We start from the raw sequence: 23,151 nt of genomic DNA on the forward strand, positions 1-23,151 counted from the left end.
CGCGCGACGTCGATGCCCGCGCGGACGGTTTCGGGAAGGGTTTCGTTCCGTGCAGAGTTCTCAACGGGCGGGGAACAGGGCGGCCTCGAAGACGGCCTCGGCCGCGCCCACGAGCAGGCGGTCCTCGCCGAGTTCCGCGGCCGCCAGGCGCAGACCCTCTGCGCACGCGGGCAGGGTCTGCGCGCGCACGGCGTCGTCGAGTCCCGCCAGATCGAGCTCGGCCAGGGTCGCGAGGAAGCCGCCGAGCACGATCACCGCCGGGTTCATCACGTTCGCCGCGTTCGCGAGAGCGGTCGCGAGGATCCGTCGCTGGCGCGCGATCTCCGCGCGAACGGCCGGATCGTCGGCGGAGCCCAGAGCCGCGGAGAGCGTCGCCTCGTCGGCGCTGTCGAGCCCGACCGCCGCGAGCAGGAGCGCGCGACTGACCTCGTCCTCGAGCACGCCGTCGACCGCCCGGCGGTCGCGGGGATCGACGATGCCGGGACGGTTCTGCCCGAACTCGCCGGCGTACCCTCCCGCGCCTCCCAGCGGCACCCCGCCCACGATCACCGCGCCGCCGATCCCGCTCGCGCCGCCGTTCAGGTAGACCACGTCGTGCGCCCCGCGCGCGGCGCCGAAGAGGTGCTCGGCGAGGGCGCCGAGTGCGGCGTCGTTGCCGACGTGGGCGGGCAGGCCCGTGGCATCCGTCATGAGAGAGGGCAGCGGGGCGTCGATCCAGCCGAGGTGCGGAGCCTCGCGCACGACGCCGTCGGAGGCGCGCACGGGGCCCGGGACCGCGACGCCGACCCCGACGATGCGGGCGTCGGTGAGGACGTCGCCCCGCCACCGTGCGAGGTGCGCGCCGACCAGCTCGGCGGTGCGTTCGGGGGTGAGCAGTTCGGTCTGCTCGAGTCGCTCGCGCGCCACGATCGTGCCGTCGAGGGCGACCGCGCCGAGGTCGAGGGCGTCGACCTCGGGGTTGACGGCGATCGCGACCACCCGCGGGTCGGGCGCGACGATGGGGGAGGGGCGACCGACGCGTCCCTGCGCGTCGGATGCGCGCTCGACGACGAGTCCTGATCGCTGCAGGTCGCCCACGAGGTCGGCGATCGTGGAGCGATTCAGGCCCGTTGCCTCGGTGAGCGCGGCCCGGGAACGCGGACCCTGGCGGTGCACCGTGCGCAGCACCAGCGACAGGTTGGCGCGGCGCATGCCGTCGCCGCGGGTGCCCTCGGTGACCATCCGACCACTGTGCCATGCCGTCGGCGTCCGACCGTGGCACTCTTCTCGTCCGTCCCGGGAGCCCGGCGAGCCGCGACTTCGCGTGTGCACGCCCTCCCGAGGGGCGAGCGGCGGCGCGCGGCGCTTCCCCCGGCGAGGGCGTCCACCTCCCGATCGTCGCGACTCGCGCATTCCCACCCCGGGCAAAGCGGGCGGTGCCAGGATCGACGCATGGACCTCTCCGGCATCCCCATCACGACCATCCGCGGCGACGAGACGACCTTCGGCGACCTGACCGACGGCAAGGCGGCGCTCGTGGTCAACGTCGCCTCGCGGTGCGGGCTCGCGCCGCAGTACGAGGCGCTCGAGGCGCTGCACAAGAAGTACGCCGACCGCGGGTTCACGGTCATCGGCTTCCCCAGCAACCAGTTCCTTCAGGAGCTCGGCGATGAGGACAAGATCGCCGAATACTGCTCCGCCACGTGGGGCGTCACCTTCCCGATGTCGGAGAAGGTCAAGATCAACGGCCGGAACGCCCACCCGCTGTACAAGGAGCTGACCTCGACCCCGGATGCCGAGGGCAAGACCGGCCGCATCTCGTGGAACTTCGAGAAGTTCGTCGTGGCCCCCGACGGGCGGGTGACGCGGTTCAGCCCGCGCACCCTGCCCGACGCGCCGGAGGTCGTCGCCGCGATCGAGGACGCCCTCCCGCGCTGACCGCGCCCTGCGCCGGCGCCCGCCCTCCCGCGCTCGCCCCTCGTCGAGCGTCCGGAACACGCTGTCGCGCCTCGGCCGACACGGCGTGTCCTGGACACTCGAGGGGGGAAACGGCGCCCGACGGCTGCCCTATCCTGACCGGGAACCCGACCTTCGAAGGAGCCGTCATGGCCGATGCCGTCGTCCTCGTTTCCGGCGGAGCCGCCGTCACCCCGTACACCGACCCCGAGCGCGCCGCGGCCGCGGGGCTCGCGGCGGGCAACACGATGACCGCACTGCGCGCGCACTTCGTGGCACGCGGCATCCGGGTCTTCACCGCTCCCGCCCGCATCGGTGCGGGGGAGGTGCGGGAGGATGCCGGGTGGCAGGGCTTCGACGACGTACCCGTCGTGCTGCCGGCCGGGGTGACGATCAACGCGGTCGGTCGTGTCGACGACGCGGGGGTGGCGCTCGCCGCCTTCCTGCGGTGGCTCGCGGACGAGCGGGAGGTCGGGAGCGTCGACCTCGTCGGTCACTCGATGGGCGGGCTGTTCTCGCGCGCCGCGATCCGCGAGCTCGGGGGCGGCGGCCCGCGCATCGAGCATCTGGTGACCCTCGGCACCCCGTGGGACGGCTCGGTGCTGGGCGACCTGCTCGACGGCGAGCTCTCGGAGGCCGATGCGCACGGCGACCCCGCCACGCGGCAGATCTTCGCCGAGGCGCGTCCGTACGCCGATGCCAACTCCCAGGGGGCGGCGGCCGAGGTCTCGCGCCGGTTCCTGCGCGGCTGGAACGACGCGCAGGCGGGGGTGCTCGACGGCATCCCGGTCACCGCGGTCGGCGCGGGCTACTTCTCGGCGGCGAGCGAGCCGGCGCAGCTGTGGCCGCATGACGGCCTCGTGTCGCTCACGAGCGGCCGTGCCGACGAGGTGCCCACGACGGTGCTGCCGAAGGTCGAACGCCATTCGTTCGGCGACCACGTGCACAGCATCTTCTTCGCCGAGGCCTTCGGCTTGCCGTGGGAGCGCGCCCTGACCTGGGACCCCGCGGTGTTCGCGGTGGTGGATGCCGCGCTCGGCGACTGACGCGGGGCTGGACGCCGTGGCATCCGGGGTATATGTTGTGAGCACCAACAAACCCGGCGCGCGTCACCGCGCACTCGTGCGTCTCCATGCGAAGGAGCAGGAATGCCCACCCCCACCCGCGATGACAAGTTCTCGTTCGGACTCTGGACCGTCGGCTACAACGGCACCGACCCGTTCGGCGGCCCCACGCGTGAGCCCCTCGACGTCGTGCACGTCGTCGAGAAGCTCGCCGAGCTCGGCGCCTACGGCCTGACGTTCCACGACGACGACCTCTTCGCCTTCGGCTCGACCGACGCCGAGCGTCAGAAGCAGATCGACCGCCTCAAGGGCGCGATGAGCGACACCGGCATCGTCACGCCGATGGTGACCACCAACCTCTTCTCGGCCCCCGTCTTCAAGGACGGCGGCTTCACCTCGAACGACCGCCAGGTGCGTCGTTTCGCGCTGCGAAAGGTGCTGCGCAACCTCGACCTCGCCGCCGAGCTCGGGGCGAAGACGTTCGTCATGTGGGGTGGCCGCGAGGGTGCCGAGTACGACTCCGCGAAGGACATCCGTCAGGCGCTCGAGCGCTACCGCGAGGCCGTGAACCTCCTCGGCGACTACGTCACCGACAAGGGTTACGACATCCGTTTCGCCATCGAGCCCAAGCCCAACGAGCCCCGCGGTGACATCCTGCTGCCGACCCTCGGACACGCGATCGCGTTCATCGACTCGCTCGAGCGCCCCGAGCTCGTGGGCCTGAACCCCGAGGTCGGCCACGAGCAGATGGCGGGACTGAACTTCGCCGCCGGCATCGCCCAGGCGCTGTTCCACGGCAAGCTCTTCCACATCGACCTCAACGGTCAGCGCGGCATCAAGTACGACCAGGACCTCGTGTTCGGCCACGGCGACCTGCACAACGCCTTCGCGCTCGTCGATCTGCTCGAGAACGGCGGCCCCGGCGGCGTGCCCGCCTACGACGGACCGCGTCACTTCGACTACAAGCCCTCGCGCACCGAGGACGAGACCGGTGTCTGGGACTCCGTGTCGGCCAACATGAACACCTACCTGCTGCTCAAGGAGCGCGCCGCGGCCTTCCGCGCCGACCCCGAGGTGCAGGAGGCCCTGGAGGCCGCGAAGGTCGCCGAGCTCGCGCAGCCGACGCTCAACGAGGGCGAGACCTACGACGACTTCCTCGCCGACCGCTCGGCCTACGAGGACTTCGACACCGACGCGTACCTCGGCGGCAAGGGCTTCGGCTTCGTCCGCCTGCAGCAGCTCGCGACCGAGCACCTGCTCGGCGCGCGCTGAGCCCCGCGGGGCCCGGATGCCACGGCATCCGGGCCCCTTTCCGTCGAGTGTCCACGACACGCCGCATCGCCTCGCGCGGCACGGCGTGTCGTGGACACTGAACGGGATGCCGCACCGCTGCGGCGCGAACAGAGGGAGTGAGCATGGCGCTCGTCATGGGAGTCGATTCGTCGACGCAGTCGTGCAAGGTCGTCGTCGTCGACGCCGAGACCGGGCGCGTGGTGCGTGCGGGGCGCGCATCGCACCCCGCCGGAACCTCGGTCGACCCCGAGGCATGGTGGATCGCGCTGCAGGACGCCATCGCCCGAGTGGGCGGGCTCGACGACATCGCCGCGGTCTCGATCGCCGGGCAGCAGCACGGCATGGTCGTGCTGGATGCCGAGGGGGCCGTCATCCGCGACGCCCTGCTCTGGAACGACACGCGGTCGGCCCCGGCTGCACGCGACCTCATCGACGAGGTCGGCGCGGCCGAGTTCGCCGAGCGCACGGGCGCGGTGCCGGTCGCCTCGTTCACCGGCACGAAGCTGCGCTGGCTGCGGGATGCCGAGCCTGACAACGCTGCGCGCGTGGCCGCGGTCGCGTTGCCGCACGATTGGCTCACCTGGCGCCTTCGCGGGTTCGGTCCGGGCAACGCGGTGCTCGAAGAACTGGTCACCGATCGCTCCGACGCGTCCGGCACGGCGTACTGGGGCGCCGGCGGATACGACGACGACCTCTTCGTGCGCGCCCTCGGTCACGACGCGGTGCGCCCGCGCGTACTGGGACCGTGGGAGAGCGCCGGGACGCTGCCGGGCGGGGCTCTCGTGGGCCCCGGCGCCGGGGACAATGCCGGCGCGGCCCTCGGCCTCGGCGCGGGCGTGGGCGACGTCGTCGTGTCACTCGGCACGTCGGGCACGGTGTTCGCCGTATCCGACACCCCGAGTCGCGACACCACCGGGACGGTCGCCGGCTTCGCCGACGCGACCGGGAAGTTCCTCCCCCTGGTCGCGACCCTCAATGCCGCGCGCGTGCTCGACGCGTTCGCGGGCCTGCTCGGCGTCACGCACGACGAGCTCGGCGCTCTGGCGCTGCAGGCCGAGCCGGGGGCCGACGGCGTGGTGCTCGTGCCGTGGTTCGAGGGCGAGCGCACCCCGAACCTGCCGAACGCGCAGGCCTCGCTGACCGGCCTGACCCTGGCATCCACGAACCGTCCGACGCTCGCGCGCGCGGCGATCGAGGGGATGCTCAGCGGCCTGGCCGTGGGTCTCGAGGCGATCCAGGCGCAGGGCGTCGAGGTGCGCCGCGTGCTGCTGATCGGCGGGGCGGCGGCCAACGACGGGGTGGCGCGCATCGCCGCGCAGGTATTCGACGCCGAGATCGTCGTGCCGGCGGCGGGGGAGTACGTCGCGCTCGGTGCGGCGCGCCAGGCCGCGGGCGTGCGGGCGGGTGGACCGGTCGAGTGGACGGTGGCCACGACCCGGGCGGTCGAGCCCGACCACCGCCCGCAGATCCGGGCGCGCTACGACGCGGTGGCGGCCCTGCGCGCCCAGGAGAGCTGATCGCGCGATTCGCAGTGGATTCGGGCGGCCGAAATACGTCAGAGTAGGACCGGGCCCGTCGACGCCTTGTAAGGGGGGCGTCGGCGGGTTCTTCACGGGAGCGCTCCCGGTGTCGTGCGTCAAGACCCTCACAGCCTCGGCCTGAGGCGCCCTAGCGTCGCCGCATGGTGCGCATCCGACTCGAGTCCCCGGCCTTCCAGCGCGACGTCGACGTCGACGACGCGGAGCCCCTCGTCGAGGTCGAGGGGATGACCTGGGCCCGCGCGGGCGAGATCGGCGGGCTGCCGCGGTACATCCCGGCGGCGGCGGGCTGAGGGGCGCGGCGGTCACGGCGTCCGGGCGGCGCCTTCCGCCGGCTGCACCCGCTCGTACGACGGCTGACGGAGCGCGCTCACCCAGCGGTATGCCCGAGCGCCCGGGATCGGCCGCCGGACCGTGTCGAAGCGCAGACCGTGGTCGTCCTGGTCGGCATCCCGTCGCAGCTCGAGGACGGCGAACGAATGCCACGGGCCCGCCGGAGTGGCATGAGCGACGGTGAGCGTCCAGGCGGAGTCGTCGTGCCCGGGCAGCTCTCGCGGATCGGTCGCCGGGGGACGCCCCCGCCGCGTCCGGGCGATCAGCACGACGGGTCCGCGCGGTCCGCGGTACGGCAGCAGCGTCCCCAGGCGGGCGCGCTCCGGCCGACGGTGCGGCAGCAGCAGGAAGCGCCCGGGTACGTTCCACCCCGTGGAGGCGAGCTCGAGGTCGCAGGCGGTGCCGTCGACGTCGATCCTCAGCGCGAGACCGATGATGTCGGGCAGAGGCGCGGGCAGCCCGAGCGATCGCGAGACGCGGGCGACGACCCGCACCGGACTGCCCGGGGCGTCGTCGATGAAGGCGATGCCGGAGGGTGCGGCATCCGGGATCCACCGCATCTCTCCGCTCAGCACCACGCCACGGCTGTGGATCGGACGGGGGTGCCTCACTCGTTGCAGGAGGCCGAAGGCCGCGGACAGAGCCGACCCGATCGCGCGCGCGAGCGGCGATCGGCGGACGGACGGGATGCCGGTGGTCGTGGTCACGCTCCGAGAGCACCTCACGAACCCGGTGCACGCCGAGGGGGTTGCGCGCCGCTACTGTGAGTCACCATGAGCGGCGACACCGGGGCGAAACGCATCGGCGTCCGCGAGGTCGCGGCAGCGGCGGGCGTGTCGACGCAGACGGTCTCGCGGGTGCTGAACGGCTACCCCGGTATCCGCGACGTCACTCGCGAACGCGTGCTCGACGCGGTCGCCGCCCTCGACTACCGCGTGAACAACGCCGCCCGCGCTCTCGGCACGAGCCAGACGCGCACCGTGGGGGTCGTGGCGTCCGACGCCGTCCTGCACGGGCCGTCGGCGGGGATCGCGGCGCTCGAGAGGGCGGCGCGAGGGCGGGGGCGCTGGATCTCGACCGCGTACACCGACTCCGACGACCCGGCCGACATCGACGCCGCGGTGCGCCACCTGCTCGACCAGGGCGTCGACGGCATCGTGCTGGTCGCCGCCCACGGTGCGACCTCGCTCGAGGGCTACGACGTGCCGCTCGTGCCGCTGTACGGCGAGTCCGGGTCGCGCCAGCGCGCCGCGGCCGCGCTCATCGTCGATCATCTGGTCGACCTCGGCCACCGCCGGATCGTGGAGGTCGCCGGTCCCGCCGACTGGCGCGAGGCGCGCGCGCGTACCCGGGGCGTCGCCGACGCGCTGCATCGTCGAGGCGTCGAGCGCGACGGCTGCGTCGAGGGGGACTGGAGCGCCGCGTCCGGATCCGCGATCGCCGGCGCCGTCGCCGACCTCGTCCGCGCGGGCGCGACCGCGGTCGCCGTCGCGAACGACCAGATGGCTCTCGGCCTCGTCGCGGGGCTGGTCGAGCGGGGGCTCGCCGTTCCCGGCGACGTCTCGGTCGCCGGCTTCGACGACAACCCGGATGCCGCGTTCTACACGCCCGCGCTCACCACGGTGCGTCTCGACGTCGAGGGCGAGGCCGCGGAGGCCGTGGCGACCGTGCTCGGCGAGGTCGCCGAGCCGCCGGCCGACCCCGTCCTGGTGCCGCGGGCCTCGACGGCGGCGCCGCGCGGGGCGGCCCCGCGCTGATCGCCGCGCGCCGGGAGGCGTGTCGCACCGGCATCCGTCTTCATGGCGGTCGGGGCGTTCCTCTCGTCGGGGTGCAGGTTCTCCGCCCTGCAGCGAGAACCGCGCCCGGACCGGGGAGCCGCGGGGAGCCCACGAGGGACGGGCCTGGCCGGTCGACGGGCAGGAGGGCTCGCCACCGGGGGATGTTACCGGTAACATGGCAGGCGCAATCCGCCACCGACAGAGTCGAAGGAGACCCGCGTGTCCGAAGCCGCCCCGTTCGCGCCCGAGGTGCAGGAGGCGATCGACGCCCTCCGCGTCGACGTCGCGAAGCTGCACGCCGAGCTCGTGCGCTACAACCTCATCGTCTGGACCGGCGGCAACGTCTCGGGCCGCGTTCCCGGCGCCGACCTGTTCGTCATCAAGCCGTCGGGTGTCTCGTACGACGACCTCGCCCCCGAGAACATGATCCTCTGCGACCTCGACGGCAATGCGATCCCGGGCACCCCGGGCAGTGAGCGGAGCCCCTCGAGCGACACCGCCGCGCACGCCTACGTGTACCGGAACATGCCCGAGGTCGGCGGAGTCGTCCACACGCACTCCACCTACGGCGTCGCCTGGGCGGCTCGCGGCGAGGAGATCCCCTGCGTCATCACCGCCATGGCCGACGAGTTCGGCGGCCCCATCCCGGTCGGCCCCTTCGCGATCATCGGCGACGACTCGATCGGCCGCGGCATCGTCGAGACCCTGCGCGGCCACCGCTCGCGCGGCGTCATCATGCAGAACCACGGCCCCTTCACGATCGGCACGAACGCGAAGGACGCCGTCAAGGCCGCGGTCATGCTCGAGGACGTCGCCCGCACCGTGCACATCGCGCGCGAGGCCGGCCCCCTCATCCCGATCCCGCAGGACAAGATCGACGCCCTCTACAACCGCTACCAGAACGTCTACGGACAGAGCACGGACGACCGCCGATGAACGCGCAGAACCCCGACACCGCGGGCACCGGATCCGCGACCACCGGCGCCCGGGCCGTCGGCGCCGACACCGCGGCATCCATCACCGAAGGCCGGGCCAGCCTCGGCATCGAGCTCGGCTCCACCCGCATCAAGGCCTGCCTCATCGGCCCCGATGCCGAGGTGTTCGCCACCGGCTCCCACGAGTGGGAGAACGTCTACGCCGACAAGCTCTGGACCTACTCCCTGGATGCCGTCTGGGCGGGCCTCCAGGCCGCCTACGCCGAGCTGGTCCGGAACGTGCAGCAGCAGTACGGCGTCACCCCCGAGCGCTACGCCGCGATGGGCGTCTCGGCGATGATGCACGGCTACCTCGCGTTCGACGCCGACGGCGAGCTGCTCGCTCCCTTCCGCACCTGGCGCAACACCAACACCGGTGTGGCGGCGGCCGAACTCACCGAGCTCCTGGGCGTGAACATCCCACTCCGCTGGTCGATCGCCCACCTGCACCAGGCGGTCGTGGATGAGGAGCCCCACGTGCCCGAGATCCGCTTCCTCACCACCCTCGCCGGGTACGTGCATTGGACGCTGACGGGCGAGAAGGTGCTGGGCGTGGGAGACGCCTCGGGCATGTTCCCGATCGACTCCGCGACGCGCGACTACGACGCCGCCCTGGTCGCCCGCTACGACGGCCTGGCTGCCGGACGCGTCCCCGCGCTGAACGACCTTCTGCCACGCGTGCTCGTCGCGGGTACCGCCGCCGGGAACCTCACCGACGAGGGCGCGGCCCTGCTCGATCCGACCGGAACCCTGCGTCCCGGCATCCCGTTCGCCCCGCCCGAGGGCGACGCGGGCACCGGCATGGTCGCGACCTGCGCCGTGGCTCCCCGCACCGGCAACGTCAGCGCCGGCACGAGCATCTTCGCGATGGTCGTGCTCGAGCGCCCGCTCAGCGAGGTGCACCACGAGCTCGACCTCGTCACGACGCCCTCGGGCGACGCGGTCGCGATGGTGCACTGCAACAACGGCGCGAGCGAGCTGGCCGCCTGGGCGAACATGTTCACCGCGTTCTCCGCCGCGGCGGGCGCGCCCCAGACTCCGGATGCCACGTACGCGGCGCTCTTCTCCGCCGCGCTCGAGGGTGAACCCGACGCCGGCGGGCTGTTGGCCTACAACCACCTCGCCGGTGAGCCCATCGCGGGTCTCGACGAGGGGCGCCCGCTCGTCGTGCGCACGCCCGACAGCCGCCTGACCCTGCCGAACTTCATGCGCGCGCAGCTCTACGGCGTCTTCGGGACGCTCGCGCTCGGCATGGACGTGCTGCACGGGGAGGGGGTGCAGCTCGACCGCATGTACGCGCACGGCGGCATGTTCCGCACGGCCGGCGTCGCGCAGCGCTTCCTCGCGGCGGCCCTCGACGCCCCGGTCGCGGTCGCCGAGACCGCCTCGGAAGGCGGCGCGTGGGGCATGGCCGTGCTGGCCGCGTACGTCGCCGACGACTCCGGCCGCGACCTCGACCAGTGGCTGCGCGAGACGGTCTTCGCCACCGCCCCGATCCGCACCGCCGACCCCGAGCCGGCCGACGTGGCCGGCTTCGCGTCCTACCTCGACCGCTACCGCGCAGGCCTCGCCGTCGAGGCCGCCGCCGTGGCATCCCTCTGAACACTCGAAAAGGAACAGTCATGACCCGCACGAAGCTCACGAACGACCTCGACGGCTACGAGGTCTGGTTCGTCACCGGCAGCCAGAACCTCTACGGCGAAGAGACCCTGAAGCAGGTCGCCCAGCAGTCGCAGGCCGTCGTCGAGGGCCTGAACGGCCTGCCGGTGAAGGTCGTCTGGAAGCCCGTACTGAAGGACTCCGACAGCATCCGCCGCATGGCGCTGGAGATCAACGGCCGCGACGACGTCATCGGCGTCATCGCGTGGATGCACACCTTCAGCCCGGCCAAGATGTGGATCTCCGGCCTCGACGCCCTGCAGAAGCCGCTGCTGCACCTGCACACGCAGGCCAACGTCGAGCTGCCGTGGAACGACATCGACTTCGACTTCATGAACCTCAACCAGGCCGCGCACGGCGACCGCGAGTTCGGGTACATCCAGACGCGCCTCGGTGTGTCGCGCAAGACCGTCGTCGGTCACGTGTCGAACCCGGCCGTGCGCCAGCAGATCGAAGACTGGGAGCGCGCCGCCGCCGGTTGGACCGCCGCCCGCACCCTCAAGCTCGCGCGCTTCGGCGACAACATGCGTTTCGTCGCGGTCACCGAGGGCGACAAGACCGAGGCGGAACTGCGCTTCGGCGTGCAGGTCAACACGTGGGGCGTCAACGAGCTCGTCGAGGCCGTGGACAAGGCGTCGGATGCCGACATCGACGCGCTCGTGCAGAAGTACGTCGACAGCTACGACGTCGTCGACGAACTGCTCCCCGGCGGTGCGCGCCACCAGTCGCTGCGCGACGGCGCGGCGATCGAGCTGGGCCTGCGCTCGTTCCTCGAGGAGGGCGGCTTCGGCGCCTTCACCACGTCATTCGAAGACCTCGGTGCCCTGAAGCAGCTGCCCGGTCTCGCGGTGCAGCGCCTCATGGCCGAGGGGTACGGCTTCGGTGCCGAGGGCGACTGGAAGACGGCGATCCTCGTGCGCGTCGCGAACGTCATGGGCGCGGGCCTGCCCGGTGGCGCCTCGCTCATGGAGGACTACACCTACGACCTCGTCCCCGGCTCCGAGCGCATCCTCGGCGCGCACATGCTCGAGGTCTCGCCCTCGCTCACCACGAAGAAGCCGCGCCTCGAGATCCACGAGCTCGGCATCGGCGGCAAGGACGACCCGGTGCGCCTGGTCTTCACCGCCGACGCGGGCCCCGCTCTCGTCGTCGCGATGAGCGACATGCGCGACCGCTTCCGCCTGGTCGCCAACGTCGTCGAGAACGTCGACGCCCCCGACCTGCCCAAGCTCCCCGTCGGCCGCGCCGTGTGGAAGCCCGCGCCCGACTTCGCCACCTCGGCCGGATGCTGGCTCGCCGCGGGAGCCGCGCACCACACCGTCATGACCACGGCCGTGGGCATCGAGGTGTTCCGCGACTTCGCCGAGATCGCAAAGACCGAGCTCGTCGTCATCGACGACGACACGACGGTCCGCGGTTTCCAAAGAGAGCTGCGCTGGAACCAGGCGTACTACCGCCTGGCCCAGGGCCTGTAAGACCCCGCCGTCCTCGGATCCTCCGCCGATCCGGGGGCGGTGCGGCACTCGCGCGCCTCGCTCTCTCGGGGCGCGTGCCGCGCACCGGCTCGACCGGCGCGCGGACCGTGCCCCGGAATCTCCGCAGCGGTGGGCTGCGGCGGTTCCGGGGCATCTCTGCGTTCAGCGCGGGCACCGCCGTGGTCTGCGGGCGACGGGCGGTGGCATCCGGTCGACGGGGACCCGTGTCCCACTCGTGATGGCGCGTGCCCCGTCTGTGAGGGGTTCGTGGGCGCGAGATCGAGAACGCCCCCGGCTTCCTTATCGGACGATCACTTTCGCCTGCGCGCTCGTCTCGGTGTCGCACGTCGTGACCTGCCACGCGGGAGCACCATCGTCGACGATCCGTTTCATGTCGATGATGAGGGGGCTGGGGTACGTCTCGCCCGATTGCTGCGCTGCGGCCCCTGCGGAGGGGGCATCGGCTCTCTGCTCGGCATCGGTGAGGTCGACCTCGTGAGACGCGCGCTTCTCGAGCGTCTGCACGTCGAGCAGGGCCTCCTCGCCGCGGGCCGGGTCGTTCCCGGTCACGCTGCGTACGCGCCAGGCCCACTTCTCATCGAGGTACTCGAGCCGCAGACCCACGACGGTGCCCGTCGACTCCCCCGGAAGGGACTCCAGGAAATCGGTCGGCCACCTGAGCTGATCGGGGAGACACGTGCCCGGGTAGCCGTATCCGAGCGCGCGCTGCGGCGGCGGGGCCGACGCGCACCCGACGAGGATGCCGAGCAGAACCGTCGTGGCGCAGGCGGCCATCGCGCGTCGTCTCATCGCCCCACCGTATCGGCGGGGCGATGAGACGACGCGCGGGGGCGGAATACCGCCGCGTCGCCGGTCGTTGCGGACGGTTCACCCGAACCGATGGAAGGCTCGTCTTGTCTCACACCTCACACGCTCTCGTGGTCGGCGCGACCGGCATCGCCGGCGGCGCCCTGCTCGACCGTCTCTCCGGCGACGGCTGGGAGGTGACGGCGCTCTCGCGGCGGCCCGGCGCGGAGCGGCCCGGGGTCACGTGGCGGTCTGCCGACCTGCGGTCGCCGGGTTCGTTGGCATCCGCCCTCGACGGCGTCCCCCTCACCCACGTGTTCTTCACGGCGTGGTCGCGACAGGACACCGAGGCGGAGAACATCGCCGTCAACGGCGGAATGGTCCGCGACCTGCTCGCCGCTCTCGCCGACGCCCCGGTGCGCCACGTCGCGCTCATGACGGGACTCAAGCACTACCTCGGTCCCTTCGAGGCCTACGGCCAGGGCGCCATGCCCGACACCCCCTTCCACGAGGACGAGCCCCGACTCGACGTCGACAACTTCTACTACGCGCAGGAGGACGAGCTGTTCGCCGCGGCGGAGCGGCAGGGCTTCACCTGGTCGGTGCACCGCTCCCACACCGTGCTCGGCTACGCGGTCGGCAACGCGATGAACATGGGCCTCACGATCGCCGTGGCGGCCGCCATCAGCCGGCACCTCGACAGGCCCCTGGTCTTCCCGGGGAGTGAGACGCAGTGGAACGGTCTGACGGACGTGACGGATGCCGACCTGCTCGCCGCCCAGATGGTGTGGGCATCGACCCACCCCGAGGGTGCCGACGAGGCGTTCAACACCGCCAATGGCGACGTCTTCCGGTGGCGGTGGATGTGGCCGCGGATCGCGGCCGACCTGGGCGTGGCGGCCGAGGGCTTCGACACCGAGCCGCGACCCTTCGAGCAGCAGATGGTGGAGGCCGCGCCCGTCTGGGCCGAGATCGTCGCGCAGCACGGTCTCGTCGAGCCCGACATCACCCGGGTGGCCTCGTGGTGGCACACCGACGCCGACCTCGGACGCGAGATCGAGGTGATGACCGATATGTCGAAGAGCCGCCTCGCCGGTTTCACCGAGCACCACCGCACGCGCGACTCCTTCAGCCGCCTGTTCGAGCGCTACCGCGCGGCACGCCTCATCCCCTGAGCCTCGTCGCGGTCGTCGGCCGGGGCGGCGTCCTCGACACCGTTCCAGCCGACGTCGCGCACACGTCGCCCACCGCGCCTCGATGCCCTCGCACACAGTGAAGCCGGCGATGACGGGGCGTGACAGGACCCGCCCCCCACCGCGGGGAGGCACCACGCTCGCCCGCCGCGCTCTGTCGGGGCTGCGCGCATGATTCGATGGTCCGGGGTCTGTTCACGGCCCGTAACCGCGCCCACCCGGCCCGTGCATCGGAGAACAATGTCGCAACCTGAGGATGCCGCGGACCGCTCCTCGGCGGAACCGCTCTTCGTCGTGCAGAGGTATCCGTCGCAGCACCTGGTCGCCCGGTGGATCGGCATCCTGTTCATGGTCGGGGCCGTGGTGCTCGCCGCGTCGGAGATCATCGAGCAGGATCGTCTGGCGTACATCGGCGTCACCGTGTGGCTGACCACACTGGGCGGTCTCGGCGCGATCATCTTCTTCTTCGCCCTGTCGTTGGGCAGAGCGCGCGTCCTCGTGTTCGAGGACCACCTCGTCGTCCGTTCGGGGCGACGCCGCGCACGGGTCGTGCCGGCGTCCGACATCGCCGAGCTCGCGGCGCTCATGTCGGGACGGCTGCGGGGGAGGGACGCGCGCGGGCGCACGCTCTTCGAGGTGATGAGCGTGTACCGGGGCTTCTCCGCGTTCACCACCTGGTTGCAGGCGAAGACGCCCCGTCAGTGGGCCGCGATGTCGGAGAGCTCAGGTCGCTGAGCCCTGTCATCCGCGACAGGCCTCGGACCCCGGAAGATCACCCTCCCCGTCACAGGCGCTGCCCCAGCGCCCACAGCCGGTCGGCGCGCCCCGAGATGGCCTCCGACAGCGCGAAGGCCTGTGCATCGGTGAGGGATGCCACGTAGTCGACGATCCCACGCGATCGGGCGAGGCGCTCGGCATCCGCCGGCCGGTGCTCCGCGGGCAGGGCGGAGTACTGCTCGCGTGCCAGGGCGATGAGCTCGCGCAGGCGCCGCGGCGTGCGCGCGCGGTCGAGGTCGTCGTCGAGCCACTCGCCGAGGGCGCGCACGGAGCGGGCGAGGATGCGACTCATTCCGCGCTGCTGGATCGCCAGATCGGGGCGGCTGAGCACGAAGCGCTTGTGCACGAACTTCAACACCTCGACGTGATGCCAGGCCCACGGCGACAGCACGACGGGTCCCGCGCGGGGCGTGTCGAGGGGGCGCAGGCGCGCCGACTCCTGGAACCGGCGGATCCAGCGGTCGGTGAAGGCGGCGAGCCGCCGCTCCGCCGTCAGGGAGCCGTCGAACGGGCGGGCGAGCAGGTCGGTGACCATCTCGGCATCCACGTCGCTGACGGCGGCGAGGAAGGCCTCGTCGTCGGCGATCCACGGGTCGTCGCGGCGCATCTTGCGACGCAGGCGCTCCAGGCCCGCGCCCGGCGCGAGCTCGGCGCGCACCTCGTCGTCGTCACGGGCGCGCCACTCCAGCACGTCGTCGAGCCAGCCGCGGAACTCCGCCGCGATCGGGGCATGATCCAGGATGCCGGCGCGATAGAAGTCGTCGACGTCGTGCACCGAGTAGGCGATGTCGTCGGCGAGGTCCATCACGGCCCCCTCGATGCTCTGCCGGAGGGGCTCGGCATCCACTCCCTGTCGGGCCTCGTCGAGATCGGCGAGGTCGAGGTCGTACGCGGAGTACTTGTGCACGCGATACGCGCCGTCGGGGGAGCGACGGATACCGCGGGGAGGACCGATGCGCTCGACGTCGTCGGCCGCGACCGACGGTGCCCAGGGGTACTTCGCCGAGGCCGCGCGCACGGCCGCGGTGAGGTTGAGTCCGCGCGGGGCGTTCTCGACCACGTCGAGCGAGACGAGGATGCGATAGGTCTGCGCGTTGCCCTCGAACCCGTCGGGGAGGTCGAGCTCCTCGCGCGCGAGGCGGTTGAGGGTCGACTCCCCGAGGTGGCCGAAGGGCGGGTGACCGAGGTCGTGCGCGTAGGCCGCCGCCTCGACGACGGTGGCGTTGCAGACGTCGCCCTCGCCGGCCCGGCGCGAGATCGTGTTGAGCTGCAGAGCGACGACGCGCGCGATGGCGCTCACCTTGAGGGTGTGGGTGAGGCGGTTGTGCACCGGGGCGCCCGAGATCGACGGCGACACCACCTGTGTCACCGCCGACAGGCGCGAGAAATACGGCGAGAACTGGATGCGCTCGAGGTCGATGGACCAGGGGTCGGCGCGGGCGTCGTCGTGGTCGGCGAACACCCGGGATGCCGCGTTGCCGACGACGGCATCCTGATCGGCGGTCCCGTGCCCCAGGCGCGCGGTGTCTGCCGGGGGAGTGATCTGGTCGGGGAGCACGGTGGTCCTCTCGGGGCGTCGACGACGTGTGTCCACGCTAACGCGCGGTGTCTGCTCCTTCGTTCCCGTTGACGGCACGGGTTCGGCGCGGGCGCGACGATCGAGGCGATCCGGCCCGACGCGGCACGACCGAGGATGGAGTCACGCAGTGCCGGGTTATACGCCTCCCTGCTGACCGACGCAATCGTCTGGGCCGCCCGCCACGGGGAAGCTGCCCGGGTTAGCGTTGCACGTGTGACGCTGAACCATATCCGACGCGGGACGGGCAGTCCTCTGCTGCTGGTGCACGGCCTGGGCGCGGGCTGGCGATCCTGGGCTCCGATCCTCGACGACCTGGCCCGGCACCGCGAGGTCATCGCCGTCGACCTGCCGGGGTTCGGTGAGACGCCGCCACTGTCCGGTGACGTCTCTATCGCCACGCTGACCGATTCCGTCGCGGACTTCATCCGCGAGCACAGACTGAACGGAGTCTCCACCGTCGGCCAGTCGATGGGTGGACGAATCGTGCTCGAGCTCGCGCGGAGGGGAGTCGGCGGGGACACCGTGGCTCTGGACCCCGGCGGCTTCTGGAGTCCCCGCGAGCGTGCGGTCTTCGCCGCCACGCTGCGGCCGTCGATCGTGCTGGTCCGCGCATCGCGCGGCGCTCTGCCGGCCTTGCTCGGTACCCCCGTGGGGAGGACGCTGCTGCTGGCGCAGCTGTCGGCGCGACCCTGGGCCCTCTCGCGCGAAACCGTACTGCCGGACGTGCGCGGACTGGCCGATTCCCCGTCGGTCGGAGCCGCGATGGACGCCCTCACCAAGGGTCCCCTGCAACAGGGCGCCCCCGCGGGGACGGCACCCGGTCGGGTCACGATCGGGTGGGGCCGGCGCGATCTGGTGACGGTGCCGAAACAGGCTGATCGCGCCGCGCGACTGTTCCCGGACGCCTCGCTCCATTGGTTCGAACGGTGCGGCCATTTCCCCCAGTGGGATGCTCCTCGCGAAGCGACACGACTCATCCTCGACCGCACCAGCTGACCCAGCGGATCACGCAACCGTCTCGGGCAGCCGGCTTTCCCTCGCGGCGCGAGACGGGGCCATCCGCCTCGCGCCGCAACCGCGCCTCACCCCCGCCGCACCTCGACCTCGACGAACCGTGCGTCATCGGCGCCCAGCTCGTACGTCGGCCCGGTGATCCGCAGCGCCACGGCCTCATCGACGTCCGCACACGACGACCCCAGCCGCAGCTCGACCTCGCCCGCCTCGACCACCCGCCGCAGCGCACGATCGCTGTAGGCCAGACGCAACGCGGGCACGGTGAAGCGCACCTCGGCGCTCTCGCCCGGTTCGAGCTCGACCCGCGCGTAGGCGACGAGTTGGGCGAGAGGCCGCGTGACGCTCGCCGCCGACCGGTGGGCGTAGACCTGCACCACGTCGGCACCGCGCACCGCCCCGGTGTTCGTCACTCGCGCGGCGACGCAGAAGGTGTCGCCCGCGCGCACCTCGGCGGTCGCGGATGCCCTCGCCCCGTCGACCGCGAGACCCTCGCGGCGGAACGACGTGTACGACAACCCGAACCCGAACGGCCGCACGGGCGTGGGATCCGTGCTGGTCACCCCCGACGGCCCGCCGAGCAGCGGGTGCAGGTAGGAGTACGGCTGCGACCCGGCGGAGCGGGGGAGCGAGACGGGCAGACGGCCCGAGGGGGTGGCATCCCCCGTCAGGAGTGCGGCCAGCGCGGGGGCGCCCTCTTCGCCGGGGAAGAACGCCTGCAGCACCGCCGCCGGAGCCTCGGCCCCATCGAGCGCCCAGTCGAGCGCGTACGGTCGGCCGGTGAGCAGCACGAGCACCACGGGGGTGCCGGTGGCCACGACCGCCTCGACGAGCTGCCGCTGCACGCCGGGCAGCTCGAGGGAGTCGGCGTCGTTGCCCTCGCCGACGGTCCCGCGTCCGAACAGGCCCGCGCGGTCGCCCACGACGACGATCGCGACGTCGGCATCCCGGGCGGCGGCGACGGCCGCGGCGAAGCCGGCGGTGTCGGAGCCCTCGACGGCACAGCCGGGAGCGTACGCGACCTCGCCGAAGCGCTCGGTGAGGGCGTCGCGCACCGTCGGCAGGGAGAATCCGAGCGGCACCCCCGGGTGGTGCGCGAGCACGTGGTTCGCGAAGGAGTAGCAGCCCATCAGCGCGTCGGTGCTGTCGGCGTTCGGACCGATCAGCGCCACCCGACCCGGTGCGCGCAGCGGCAGCACCCCGTCGTTGCGCAGCAGCACGACCGACTCCTCCGCGAGGCGGCGGGCGAGCGCGCGGTGCGCGGCGTCGTCGAGGTCGATGCTCTGCGGGGGCGCGGAGAAGTCGGCATCCAGGAGGCCGAGGTCCTCCTTCTCGGCGAGCACGCGGGCGACGGCGCGATCGACGACCGCCTCGGAAAGGGCTCCGGATGCCACCCGCTCGGCGAGGTGCGGATAGGCGTCGGGCCCCGGCAGCTCCACGTCGATCCCGGCCTCGAGCGCGAGCTGGGCCGCCTCCGCGCGATCGGCGGCGATGCTGTGCATCGAGCGCAGGAACTCCACGGCGAAGTAGTCCGACACGACCGTGCCGTCGAAGCCCCACCGGCGGCGGAGGAGGTCGGTGAGCAGCTCGCGCGACGAGGCCACGGGGACACCGTCGATCTCGGTGTACGAGTTCATGACGCTGCGCACCCCTCCGTCGCGCACGGCCATCTCGAACGGCGGGAGGAACACGTCCTGCAGCTCGCGCTGTCCGACCGAGACGGGGGCGTGGTTGCGCCCGGCGCGCGAGGCGGAGTACCCGACGAAGTGCTTGAGCGTCGCGTGCACGCCGGCGTCCTGGAGCCCGCGGACGAAGGCCGTGCCGATCGTGCCGACCACGTAGGGGTCTTCCGCGATGCACTCGTCGACGCGTCCCCACCGGGCGTCGCGAACGACGTCGAGCACGGGGGCGAGGCCCTGGTGCACGCCGAGCTCGCGCATCGAGCGGCCGATGGCGGATGCCATGAGCTCCACGGCATCCGGATCGAACGAGGCGCCCCAGGCGAGCGGGGTCGGGAAGGTCGCGGCCTTCCACGCCGCGAATCCGGTCAGGCACTCCTCGTGCACGAGGGCGGGGATGCCCAACCGCGTCTCGGTCTGCAGGCGCCGCTGCTCGCCCCACAGCCACGCCGCCCGCTCGATCGGATCGACCGGGCGCGTGCCGTAGACGCGTGTCAGGTGCCCGAGGCCGTGCACGGTGGCATCCGTGTAGGCCGTGGTGGTGACCTTCTCACCGGAGAGGGGGGCGACGACCTCGTCGCCCTGGTCGACCCAGTAGCCGACGAGTTGCGCGAGCTTCTCATCGAGGGTCATCTCGGCGACGAGGTCCCGCACGCGCGCGGACACCCCGGATTCGAGGGCAGCGCCGACGTCGGTCGTGTGGATGGTCATGGTCGGGTCAGCCCTTCACGGCGCCGGTGAGGCCGCCGACGATGCGCCGCTCGAACACGCTGAAGAACAGCAGAGCGGGGATCATCGACAGCGAGGTGAACGCGAGCACGCGGGCGGTGTCGACGGAGTACTGGGACGCGAACGCCTGCGTTCCGAGCGGCAGCGTGTACGCGGCTTCGTTGTTGAGGATGAACAGCGGCAGCATGTACGAATTCCAACTGTTGACGAAGGCCAGGATGCCGACCGTCACCACCGCGGGGACGGCGAGGGGGAGCACCATGCGCCAGAAGAACCCGAGCCGGCCCAGGCCGTCGATCGAGGCCGCCTCCTGCAGCTCGTGAGGGATGGCGGCGAGGAACGGCGACAGGATGATGATCGTCAGAGGCAGCGCGAAGGCGATCTGCGGCACGATGACGCCCGCGAGGGAGTTCATCAGACCCAGGTTGCGCACGAGGATGTACAGCGGCGTGATCGCGACGGTCATCGGGAACATCAGCCCCGCGGTGAACAGCGCGAACACGATGCCCCGACCGCGGAAGCGATAGCGCGCGAGGGCATAGGCGGCCATGAGACCCAGGGCGACGACGAAGAGCGTGGTGGCGATCGCGGTGATCGCGGAGTTGCCCACCTGTCCCCAGAAGACGCCGCTGGCGAGCACGTCGAGGTAGTTCTGTCCGTTCCAGGCGGTCGGGAACCCAGCCGGATCGACGGTGATCTCGGCGTTCGAGCGGAAGCCGCCGAGGATGATGTAAACGACCGGCGCGAGCATCATGCCGATGAGCAGCAGGGCGACGAAGGCCACGACGATGTTCGTGGAGCGCTTCGAGCCCGCGGCGACCCGACGCGGAGCCTTCGGAGTGACGAGCGTGGCGGTGGCGGTCATTTCGAACCTCCGGTGAGGGCGCCGGCGGTGTCGCGCCGCAGCACGAACCGCTGGTAGACGAGGGCGACGGCCAGCGAGATGAGGAACATCACCACGGCCACGGCGCTGCCGTAGCCGAAGCTGCCGGCATTGCGGCCGTTCGCGACCATGTAGGTGGCCATGGTCGAGGTGCCCGCGGTCGAGGCGACGTACTGGCCCCAGATGATCCAGACGAGGTCGAACAGCTGCAGCGAGCCGATGATCGACAGGAAGGCCCAGATGCGGATGGTCGGGCCCATGAGCGGCAGCACGATGTGCCGCTGGATCTGCCAGTAGGTCGCGCCGTCGATCGCGGCGGCCTCGCTGAGCTCCTCGGGGATGCCCTGGAGGCCGGCGAGGAAGAGGATCACGGCGAAGCCGATGTACTTCCACGTGATGATGATCAGCAGCGTCCAGATCGCCAGCGCCGGGTCGGAGATCCAGTCGGCGCGGAGCGCGCCCAGTCCGACCTTCTCGAGCGCACCGTTCAGGGCGCCGCCCGACTGCAGCATGAGTCCCCAGCCGAGGCCGACGACGACTTCGGAGATGACGTAGGGCACGAAGATCAGCACGCGGATGAGCGACTGCGCGCGCATCTTGCGGTTCAGCAGAAGGGCGAGTCCGAGTGCGAGCGGTCCCTGCAGCACGAGGGAGCCGACCACGATGAGGGCGTTGTGCCCGAGCGCCTCGTGGAAGGCGGGGTCGGTGAGGATCGTGACGTAGTTCCGGATGCCGACGAAGTCGGTGGGAGCGCCGAAGCCCGACCACTTGTAGAAGCCGTAGTAGGCGGCCAGGGCGACGGGGAGGATGACGAACGACACGAACACCAGGAGGGCGGGGCCGAGGAGGATCGCGAGTTCGCCGCGGATACGCCAGGCTTCGCGGCGCCGGCGCACGGGCGGCCGCCCGGCCGAGGGGGCGCGTCGGGCGCCCTCCTCGACCGGGCGGCGAGACCCGGTGTCGGCCGCCGAGGCGGCGAGCTGAGTGGCCATGATCGGTGTCCTCAGCGCGAGGCGGCCGCGTTGACGGCGTCGACGATGCCCTGCGGCGAGCCCTTGCCGGCGAACATGTCGACCACGGCGACGTTGAGCGCGTTGCCGACGTTCTGGCCGTACAGCGTGTCGAGCCAGACCGAGACGTAGGGCGCGTCGGTGTACGCCTGCAGCGCGGACTGGAGGGCGGGGGTGGTGACGGCATCCGTCGCCTCGCTCGAGGCGGGGATCGTCTGGAAGGCGTCGGCGTAGCGCTCCTGGTTCTCCTTGTTGACGGCGAAGTTCAGGAAGTCGGTGCACTGCGCGGGGGCGTTGACCCAGCACGCGTACCCGTCGACGCCGCCCATGATGGCGCCTTCCTCCCCGTCACCGCCGGGGACCTCGGGGAAGGGGAACCAGCCCAGGTCGGCGAGCGGCTGCTCGTCGGGCGTGAGCGAGGCGATCACTCCGGGGTTCCAGGCCCCCATGAGCTCCATCGCGGCCTGGTGATTGGCGAGCAGGCCCGCCGACGAACCCGCACCCTGCTGGGCGGCGGTGGTGAGGAAGCCGTCGTTGAAGGGCTGCGTGGCGAGGAACGACTGCAGGTTCTCGCCGGCCTCGATCCAGCACGGGTCGTCGAAGCTGCGGCTCTGCGCAGCGGCATCGAGCACGTCCTTCGCGCACGCGCGCAGGGCGAAGTTGTAGTACCAGTGGGCGGCCGGCCAGGCGTCTTTGGCGCCGACCGCGATGGGGGCGACGCCGGTGGCGCGGATCTTGGTGTTCGCCGCCTCGAGCTCGTCGATCGTGGCGGGCGCCGCGGTCACGCCGGCGGCGCTGAGCAGATCCTGCGAGGTGAAGATGCCGGAGGGGAGCACGGCCACGGGCATGCCGTAGTTCTTGCCGTCCACCTCGAACGCGCCGAGGGAGGTGCCCAGCGCGGCCTTCGCCTCGGGAGTGATCTTGTCGGTGAGGTCCATCGCCTGCCCGGCGGCGACGATGTCGGCGAGCTTGCCGCCACCGCGGGCCATGAAGATGTCGGGGGCGTCGCCGGCGTTCAGCGCGGTCTGCAGCTTGCCGTCGACCTCTTCGTTCTGCAGGGCCTGGATCTCGATCGTGACGCCGGGGTTGGCGGCTTCGAACGCGGCCGCGGTGTCTTCCCAGTACTTCTTGCCGTCACCGGTGGTGGAGTTGTGCCACATCGTCAGGGTGACGCTGCCGTCGGCGTTCTGTCCGCCGGATCCGCCGGCGGCGCAGCCGCCGAGGGCGAGGGTGCCGGCGACGGCGAGGGCCGCTCCGGCGATGATCTTGCGCGTGTTCATGTGATGTCCCGTTTCTCTTCGTCGAGGTGCGTCCGAAGACGCGTCGGTTCCGGCTGCTGTGCCGTTCGTTCACCACCCCGGGGTCTGCGGCCCGCTGAGGTGTCAGCAGTGTCACCCGTCGCCGGAGGGTCGTCAAACGTTTTCGAAAATGATT

Annotated in this window: 20 protein-coding genes; 12 read left to right on the forward strand and 8 right to left on the reverse strand. The window is 71.8% G+C overall.

All coding sequences use genetic code 11. The annotated features are described in order from the left end of the window. Positions 1 to 60: 60 nt before the first annotated feature. On the reverse strand, positions 61 to 1,221 hold the full coding sequence (locus AB0N80_RS06365) for an ROK family transcriptional regulator (RefSeq protein ID WP_363578223.1): 1,161 nt from the start codon (positions 1,219 to 1,221) through the stop codon (positions 61 to 63). 210 nt (positions 1,222 to 1,431) lie between these two features. On the opposite strand from AB0N80_RS06365, the gene AB0N80_RS06370 reads away from it, so the two are divergent. The 5 genes from AB0N80_RS06370 to AB0N80_RS06390 all read left to right on the forward strand — a co-directional run bounded on the left by AB0N80_RS06370 (position 1,432) and on the right by AB0N80_RS06390 (position 6,123). Continuing rightward, positions 1,432 to 1,917 (forward strand): glutathione peroxidase, encoded by a 486-nt coding sequence (locus AB0N80_RS06370; RefSeq protein WP_363391037.1) that lies wholly within the window; start codon positions 1,432 to 1,434, stop codon positions 1,915 to 1,917. A 167-nt stretch (positions 1,918 to 2,084) separates the two neighbouring features. Continuing rightward, positions 2,085 to 2,981 (forward strand): alpha/beta hydrolase, encoded by an 897-nt coding sequence (locus AB0N80_RS06375; protein WP_315995201.1) that lies wholly within the window; start codon positions 2,085 to 2,087, stop codon positions 2,979 to 2,981. Positions 2,982 to 3,083: 102 nt separating this feature from the next. Continuing rightward, complete coding sequence (xylA, locus tag AB0N80_RS06380; protein ID WP_363578224.1) at positions 3,084 to 4,271, forward strand: xylose isomerase; 1,188 nt, start codon at positions 3,084 to 3,086, stop codon at positions 4,269 to 4,271. Positions 4,272 to 4,414: 143 nt separating this feature from the next. After that, positions 4,415 to 5,809 carry a xylulokinase gene (gene xylB / locus AB0N80_RS06385; protein ID WP_363578225.1) on the forward strand — a complete coding sequence of 465 codons (1,395 nt, stop codon included), beginning with the start codon at positions 4,415 to 4,417 and terminating at the stop codon, positions 5,807 to 5,809. 164 nt (positions 5,810 to 5,973) lie between these two features. Further along, positions 5,974 to 6,123, forward strand: coding sequence for a hypothetical protein (locus AB0N80_RS06390; protein WP_363578226.1), 150 nt, complete (start codon positions 5,974 to 5,976; stop codon positions 6,121 to 6,123). A 12-nt stretch (positions 6,124 to 6,135) separates the two neighbouring features. On the opposite strand, the gene AB0N80_RS06395 is transcribed toward AB0N80_RS06390, so the two are convergent. Further along, on the reverse strand, positions 6,136 to 6,870 hold the full coding sequence (locus AB0N80_RS06395; RefSeq protein WP_363578227.1) for a hypothetical protein: 735 nt from the start codon (positions 6,868 to 6,870) through the stop codon (positions 6,136 to 6,138). 66 nt (positions 6,871 to 6,936) lie between these two features. Between AB0N80_RS06395 and AB0N80_RS06400 the strand changes: the two genes are divergently transcribed. The 4 genes from AB0N80_RS06400 to araA all read left to right on the forward strand — a co-directional run bounded on the left by AB0N80_RS06400 (position 6,937) and on the right by araA (position 12,049). Beyond that, a complete protein-coding gene (locus AB0N80_RS06400; protein WP_363578228.1) occupies positions 6,937 to 7,920 on the forward strand; it encodes a LacI family DNA-binding transcriptional regulator in 984 nt (327 codons plus the stop codon). 240 nt (positions 7,921 to 8,160) lie between these two features. Continuing rightward, positions 8,161 to 8,877 (forward strand): L-ribulose-5-phosphate 4-epimerase, encoded by a 717-nt coding sequence (locus AB0N80_RS06405; RefSeq protein WP_315995196.1) that lies wholly within the window; start codon positions 8,161 to 8,163, stop codon positions 8,875 to 8,877. Continuing rightward, positions 8,874 to 10,517: an FGGY-family carbohydrate kinase gene (locus AB0N80_RS06410; protein ID WP_363578229.1), complete on the forward strand. Its 1,644-nt coding sequence runs from the start codon at positions 8,874 to 8,876 to the stop codon at positions 10,515 to 10,517. Before AB0N80_RS06405 ends, AB0N80_RS06410 begins: the two co-directional genes overlap by 4 nt. Positions 10,518 to 10,537: 20 nt before the next feature. Then, on the forward strand, positions 10,538 to 12,049 hold the full coding sequence (araA, locus tag AB0N80_RS06415) for an L-arabinose isomerase (RefSeq protein WP_363578230.1): 1,512 nt from the start codon (positions 10,538 to 10,540) through the stop codon (positions 12,047 to 12,049). Positions 12,050 to 12,349: 300 nt separating this feature from the next. Here the strand turns inward: araA and AB0N80_RS06420 are convergent, their stop codons facing one another. Continuing rightward, entirely contained in the window at positions 12,350 to 12,859 is a 510-nt protein-coding gene (locus AB0N80_RS06420) for a hypothetical protein (protein ID WP_363578231.1), read from the reverse strand. 104 nt (positions 12,860 to 12,963) lie between these two features. On the opposite strand from AB0N80_RS06420, the gene AB0N80_RS06425 reads away from it, so the two are divergent. Beyond that, a complete protein-coding gene (locus AB0N80_RS06425) occupies positions 12,964 to 14,031 on the forward strand; it encodes an SDR family oxidoreductase (RefSeq protein ID WP_363578232.1) in 1,068 nt (355 codons plus the stop codon). Between the two features lie 258 nt (positions 14,032 to 14,289). After that, positions 14,290 to 14,784: a hypothetical protein gene (locus AB0N80_RS06430; RefSeq protein ID WP_363578233.1), complete on the forward strand. Its 495-nt coding sequence runs from the start codon at positions 14,290 to 14,292 to the stop codon at positions 14,782 to 14,784. 49 nt (positions 14,785 to 14,833) lie between these two features. Here AB0N80_RS06430 and dgt read toward each other — a convergent pair whose 3' ends face one another. Continuing rightward, positions 14,834 to 16,384 carry a dGTP triphosphohydrolase gene (gene dgt / locus AB0N80_RS06435; RefSeq protein ID WP_363578234.1) on the reverse strand — a complete coding sequence of 517 codons (1,551 nt, stop codon included), beginning with the start codon at positions 16,382 to 16,384 and terminating at the stop codon, positions 14,834 to 14,836. Positions 16,385 to 16,618: 234 nt separating this feature from the next. On the opposite strand from dgt, the gene AB0N80_RS06440 reads away from it, so the two are divergent. Further along, positions 16,619 to 17,401, forward strand: a complete 783-nt coding sequence (locus tag AB0N80_RS06440) for an alpha/beta fold hydrolase (RefSeq protein ID WP_363578235.1) — start codon at positions 16,619 to 16,621, stop codon at positions 17,399 to 17,401. 86 nt (positions 17,402 to 17,487) lie between these two features. On the opposite strand, the gene AB0N80_RS06445 is transcribed toward AB0N80_RS06440, so the two are convergent. The 4 genes from AB0N80_RS06445 to AB0N80_RS06460 are packed head-to-tail and all read right to left on the reverse strand — an operon-like array spanning position 17,488 to position 22,997. Next, positions 17,488 to 19,806 carry a glycoside hydrolase family 3 N-terminal domain-containing protein gene (locus AB0N80_RS06445; RefSeq protein WP_363578236.1) on the reverse strand — a complete coding sequence of 773 codons (2,319 nt, stop codon included), beginning with the start codon at positions 19,804 to 19,806 and terminating at the stop codon, positions 17,488 to 17,490. Positions 19,807 to 19,813: 7 nt separating this feature from the next. After that, positions 19,814 to 20,689, reverse strand: coding sequence for a carbohydrate ABC transporter permease (locus tag AB0N80_RS06450; protein ID WP_315995187.1), 876 nt, complete (start codon positions 20,687 to 20,689; stop codon positions 19,814 to 19,816). Next, on the reverse strand, positions 20,686 to 21,699 hold the full coding sequence (locus AB0N80_RS06455; protein ID WP_363578237.1) for a sugar ABC transporter permease: 1,014 nt from the start codon (positions 21,697 to 21,699) through the stop codon (positions 20,686 to 20,688). Before AB0N80_RS06455 ends, AB0N80_RS06450 begins: the two co-directional genes overlap by 4 nt. Before the next feature lie 11 nt (positions 21,700 to 21,710). Further along, positions 21,711 to 22,997: an extracellular solute-binding protein gene (locus AB0N80_RS06460; protein WP_363390995.1), complete on the reverse strand. Its 1,287-nt coding sequence runs from the start codon at positions 22,995 to 22,997 to the stop codon at positions 21,711 to 21,713. Positions 22,998 to 23,151 lie beyond the last annotated feature (154 nt).

It is taken from the genome of Microbacterium sp. NPDC089188 (genome assembly GCF_040685155.1).
GTDB classification, from domain to species: Bacteria; Actinomycetota; Actinomycetes; order Actinomycetales; family Microbacteriaceae; genus Microbacterium; species Microbacterium galbum.

Excerpts from the sequence above, each read along its gene's own strand:
- AB0N80_RS06365 (WP_363578223.1), bottom strand. The coding sequence starts at position 1,221 with ATGGTCACCGAGGGCACCCGCGGCGACGGCATGCGCCGCGCCAACCTG.
- AB0N80_RS06370 (WP_363391037.1), top strand. The coding sequence starts at position 1,432 with ATGGACCTCTCCGGCATCCCCATCACGACCATCCGCGGCGACGAGACG.
- AB0N80_RS06375 (WP_315995201.1), top strand. The coding sequence starts at position 2,085 with ATGGCCGATGCCGTCGTCCTCGTTTCCGGCGGAGCCGCCGTCACCCCG.
- xylA (WP_363578224.1), top strand. The coding sequence starts at position 3,084 with ATGCCCACCCCCACCCGCGATGACAAGTTCTCGTTCGGACTCTGGACC.
- xylB (WP_363578225.1), top strand. The coding sequence starts at position 4,415 with ATGGCGCTCGTCATGGGAGTCGATTCGTCGACGCAGTCGTGCAAGGTC.
- AB0N80_RS06390 (WP_363578226.1), top strand. The coding sequence starts at position 5,974 with ATGGTGCGCATCCGACTCGAGTCCCCGGCCTTCCAGCGCGACGTCGAC.
- AB0N80_RS06400 (WP_363578228.1), top strand. The coding sequence starts at position 6,937 with ATGAGCGGCGACACCGGGGCGAAACGCATCGGCGTCCGCGAGGTCGCG.
- AB0N80_RS06410 (WP_363578229.1), top strand. The coding sequence starts at position 8,874 with ATGAACGCGCAGAACCCCGACACCGCGGGCACCGGATCCGCGACCACC.
- araA (WP_363578230.1), top strand. The coding sequence starts at position 10,538 with ATGACCCGCACGAAGCTCACGAACGACCTCGACGGCTACGAGGTCTGG.
- AB0N80_RS06420 (WP_363578231.1), bottom strand. The coding sequence starts at position 12,859 with ATGAGACGACGCGCGATGGCCGCCTGCGCCACGACGGTTCTGCTCGGC.
- AB0N80_RS06430 (WP_363578233.1), top strand. The coding sequence starts at position 14,290 with ATGTCGCAACCTGAGGATGCCGCGGACCGCTCCTCGGCGGAACCGCTC.
- AB0N80_RS06445 (WP_363578236.1), bottom strand. The coding sequence starts at position 19,806 with ATGACCATCCACACGACCGACGTCGGCGCTGCCCTCGAATCCGGGGTG.
- AB0N80_RS06450 (WP_315995187.1), bottom strand. The coding sequence starts at position 20,689 with ATGACCGCCACCGCCACGCTCGTCACTCCGAAGGCTCCGCGTCGGGTC.
- AB0N80_RS06455 (WP_363578237.1), bottom strand. The coding sequence starts at position 21,699 with ATGGCCACTCAGCTCGCCGCCTCGGCGGCCGACACCGGGTCTCGCCGC.
- AB0N80_RS06460 (WP_363390995.1), bottom strand. The coding sequence starts at position 22,997 with ATGAACACGCGCAAGATCATCGCCGGAGCGGCCCTCGCCGTCGCCGGC.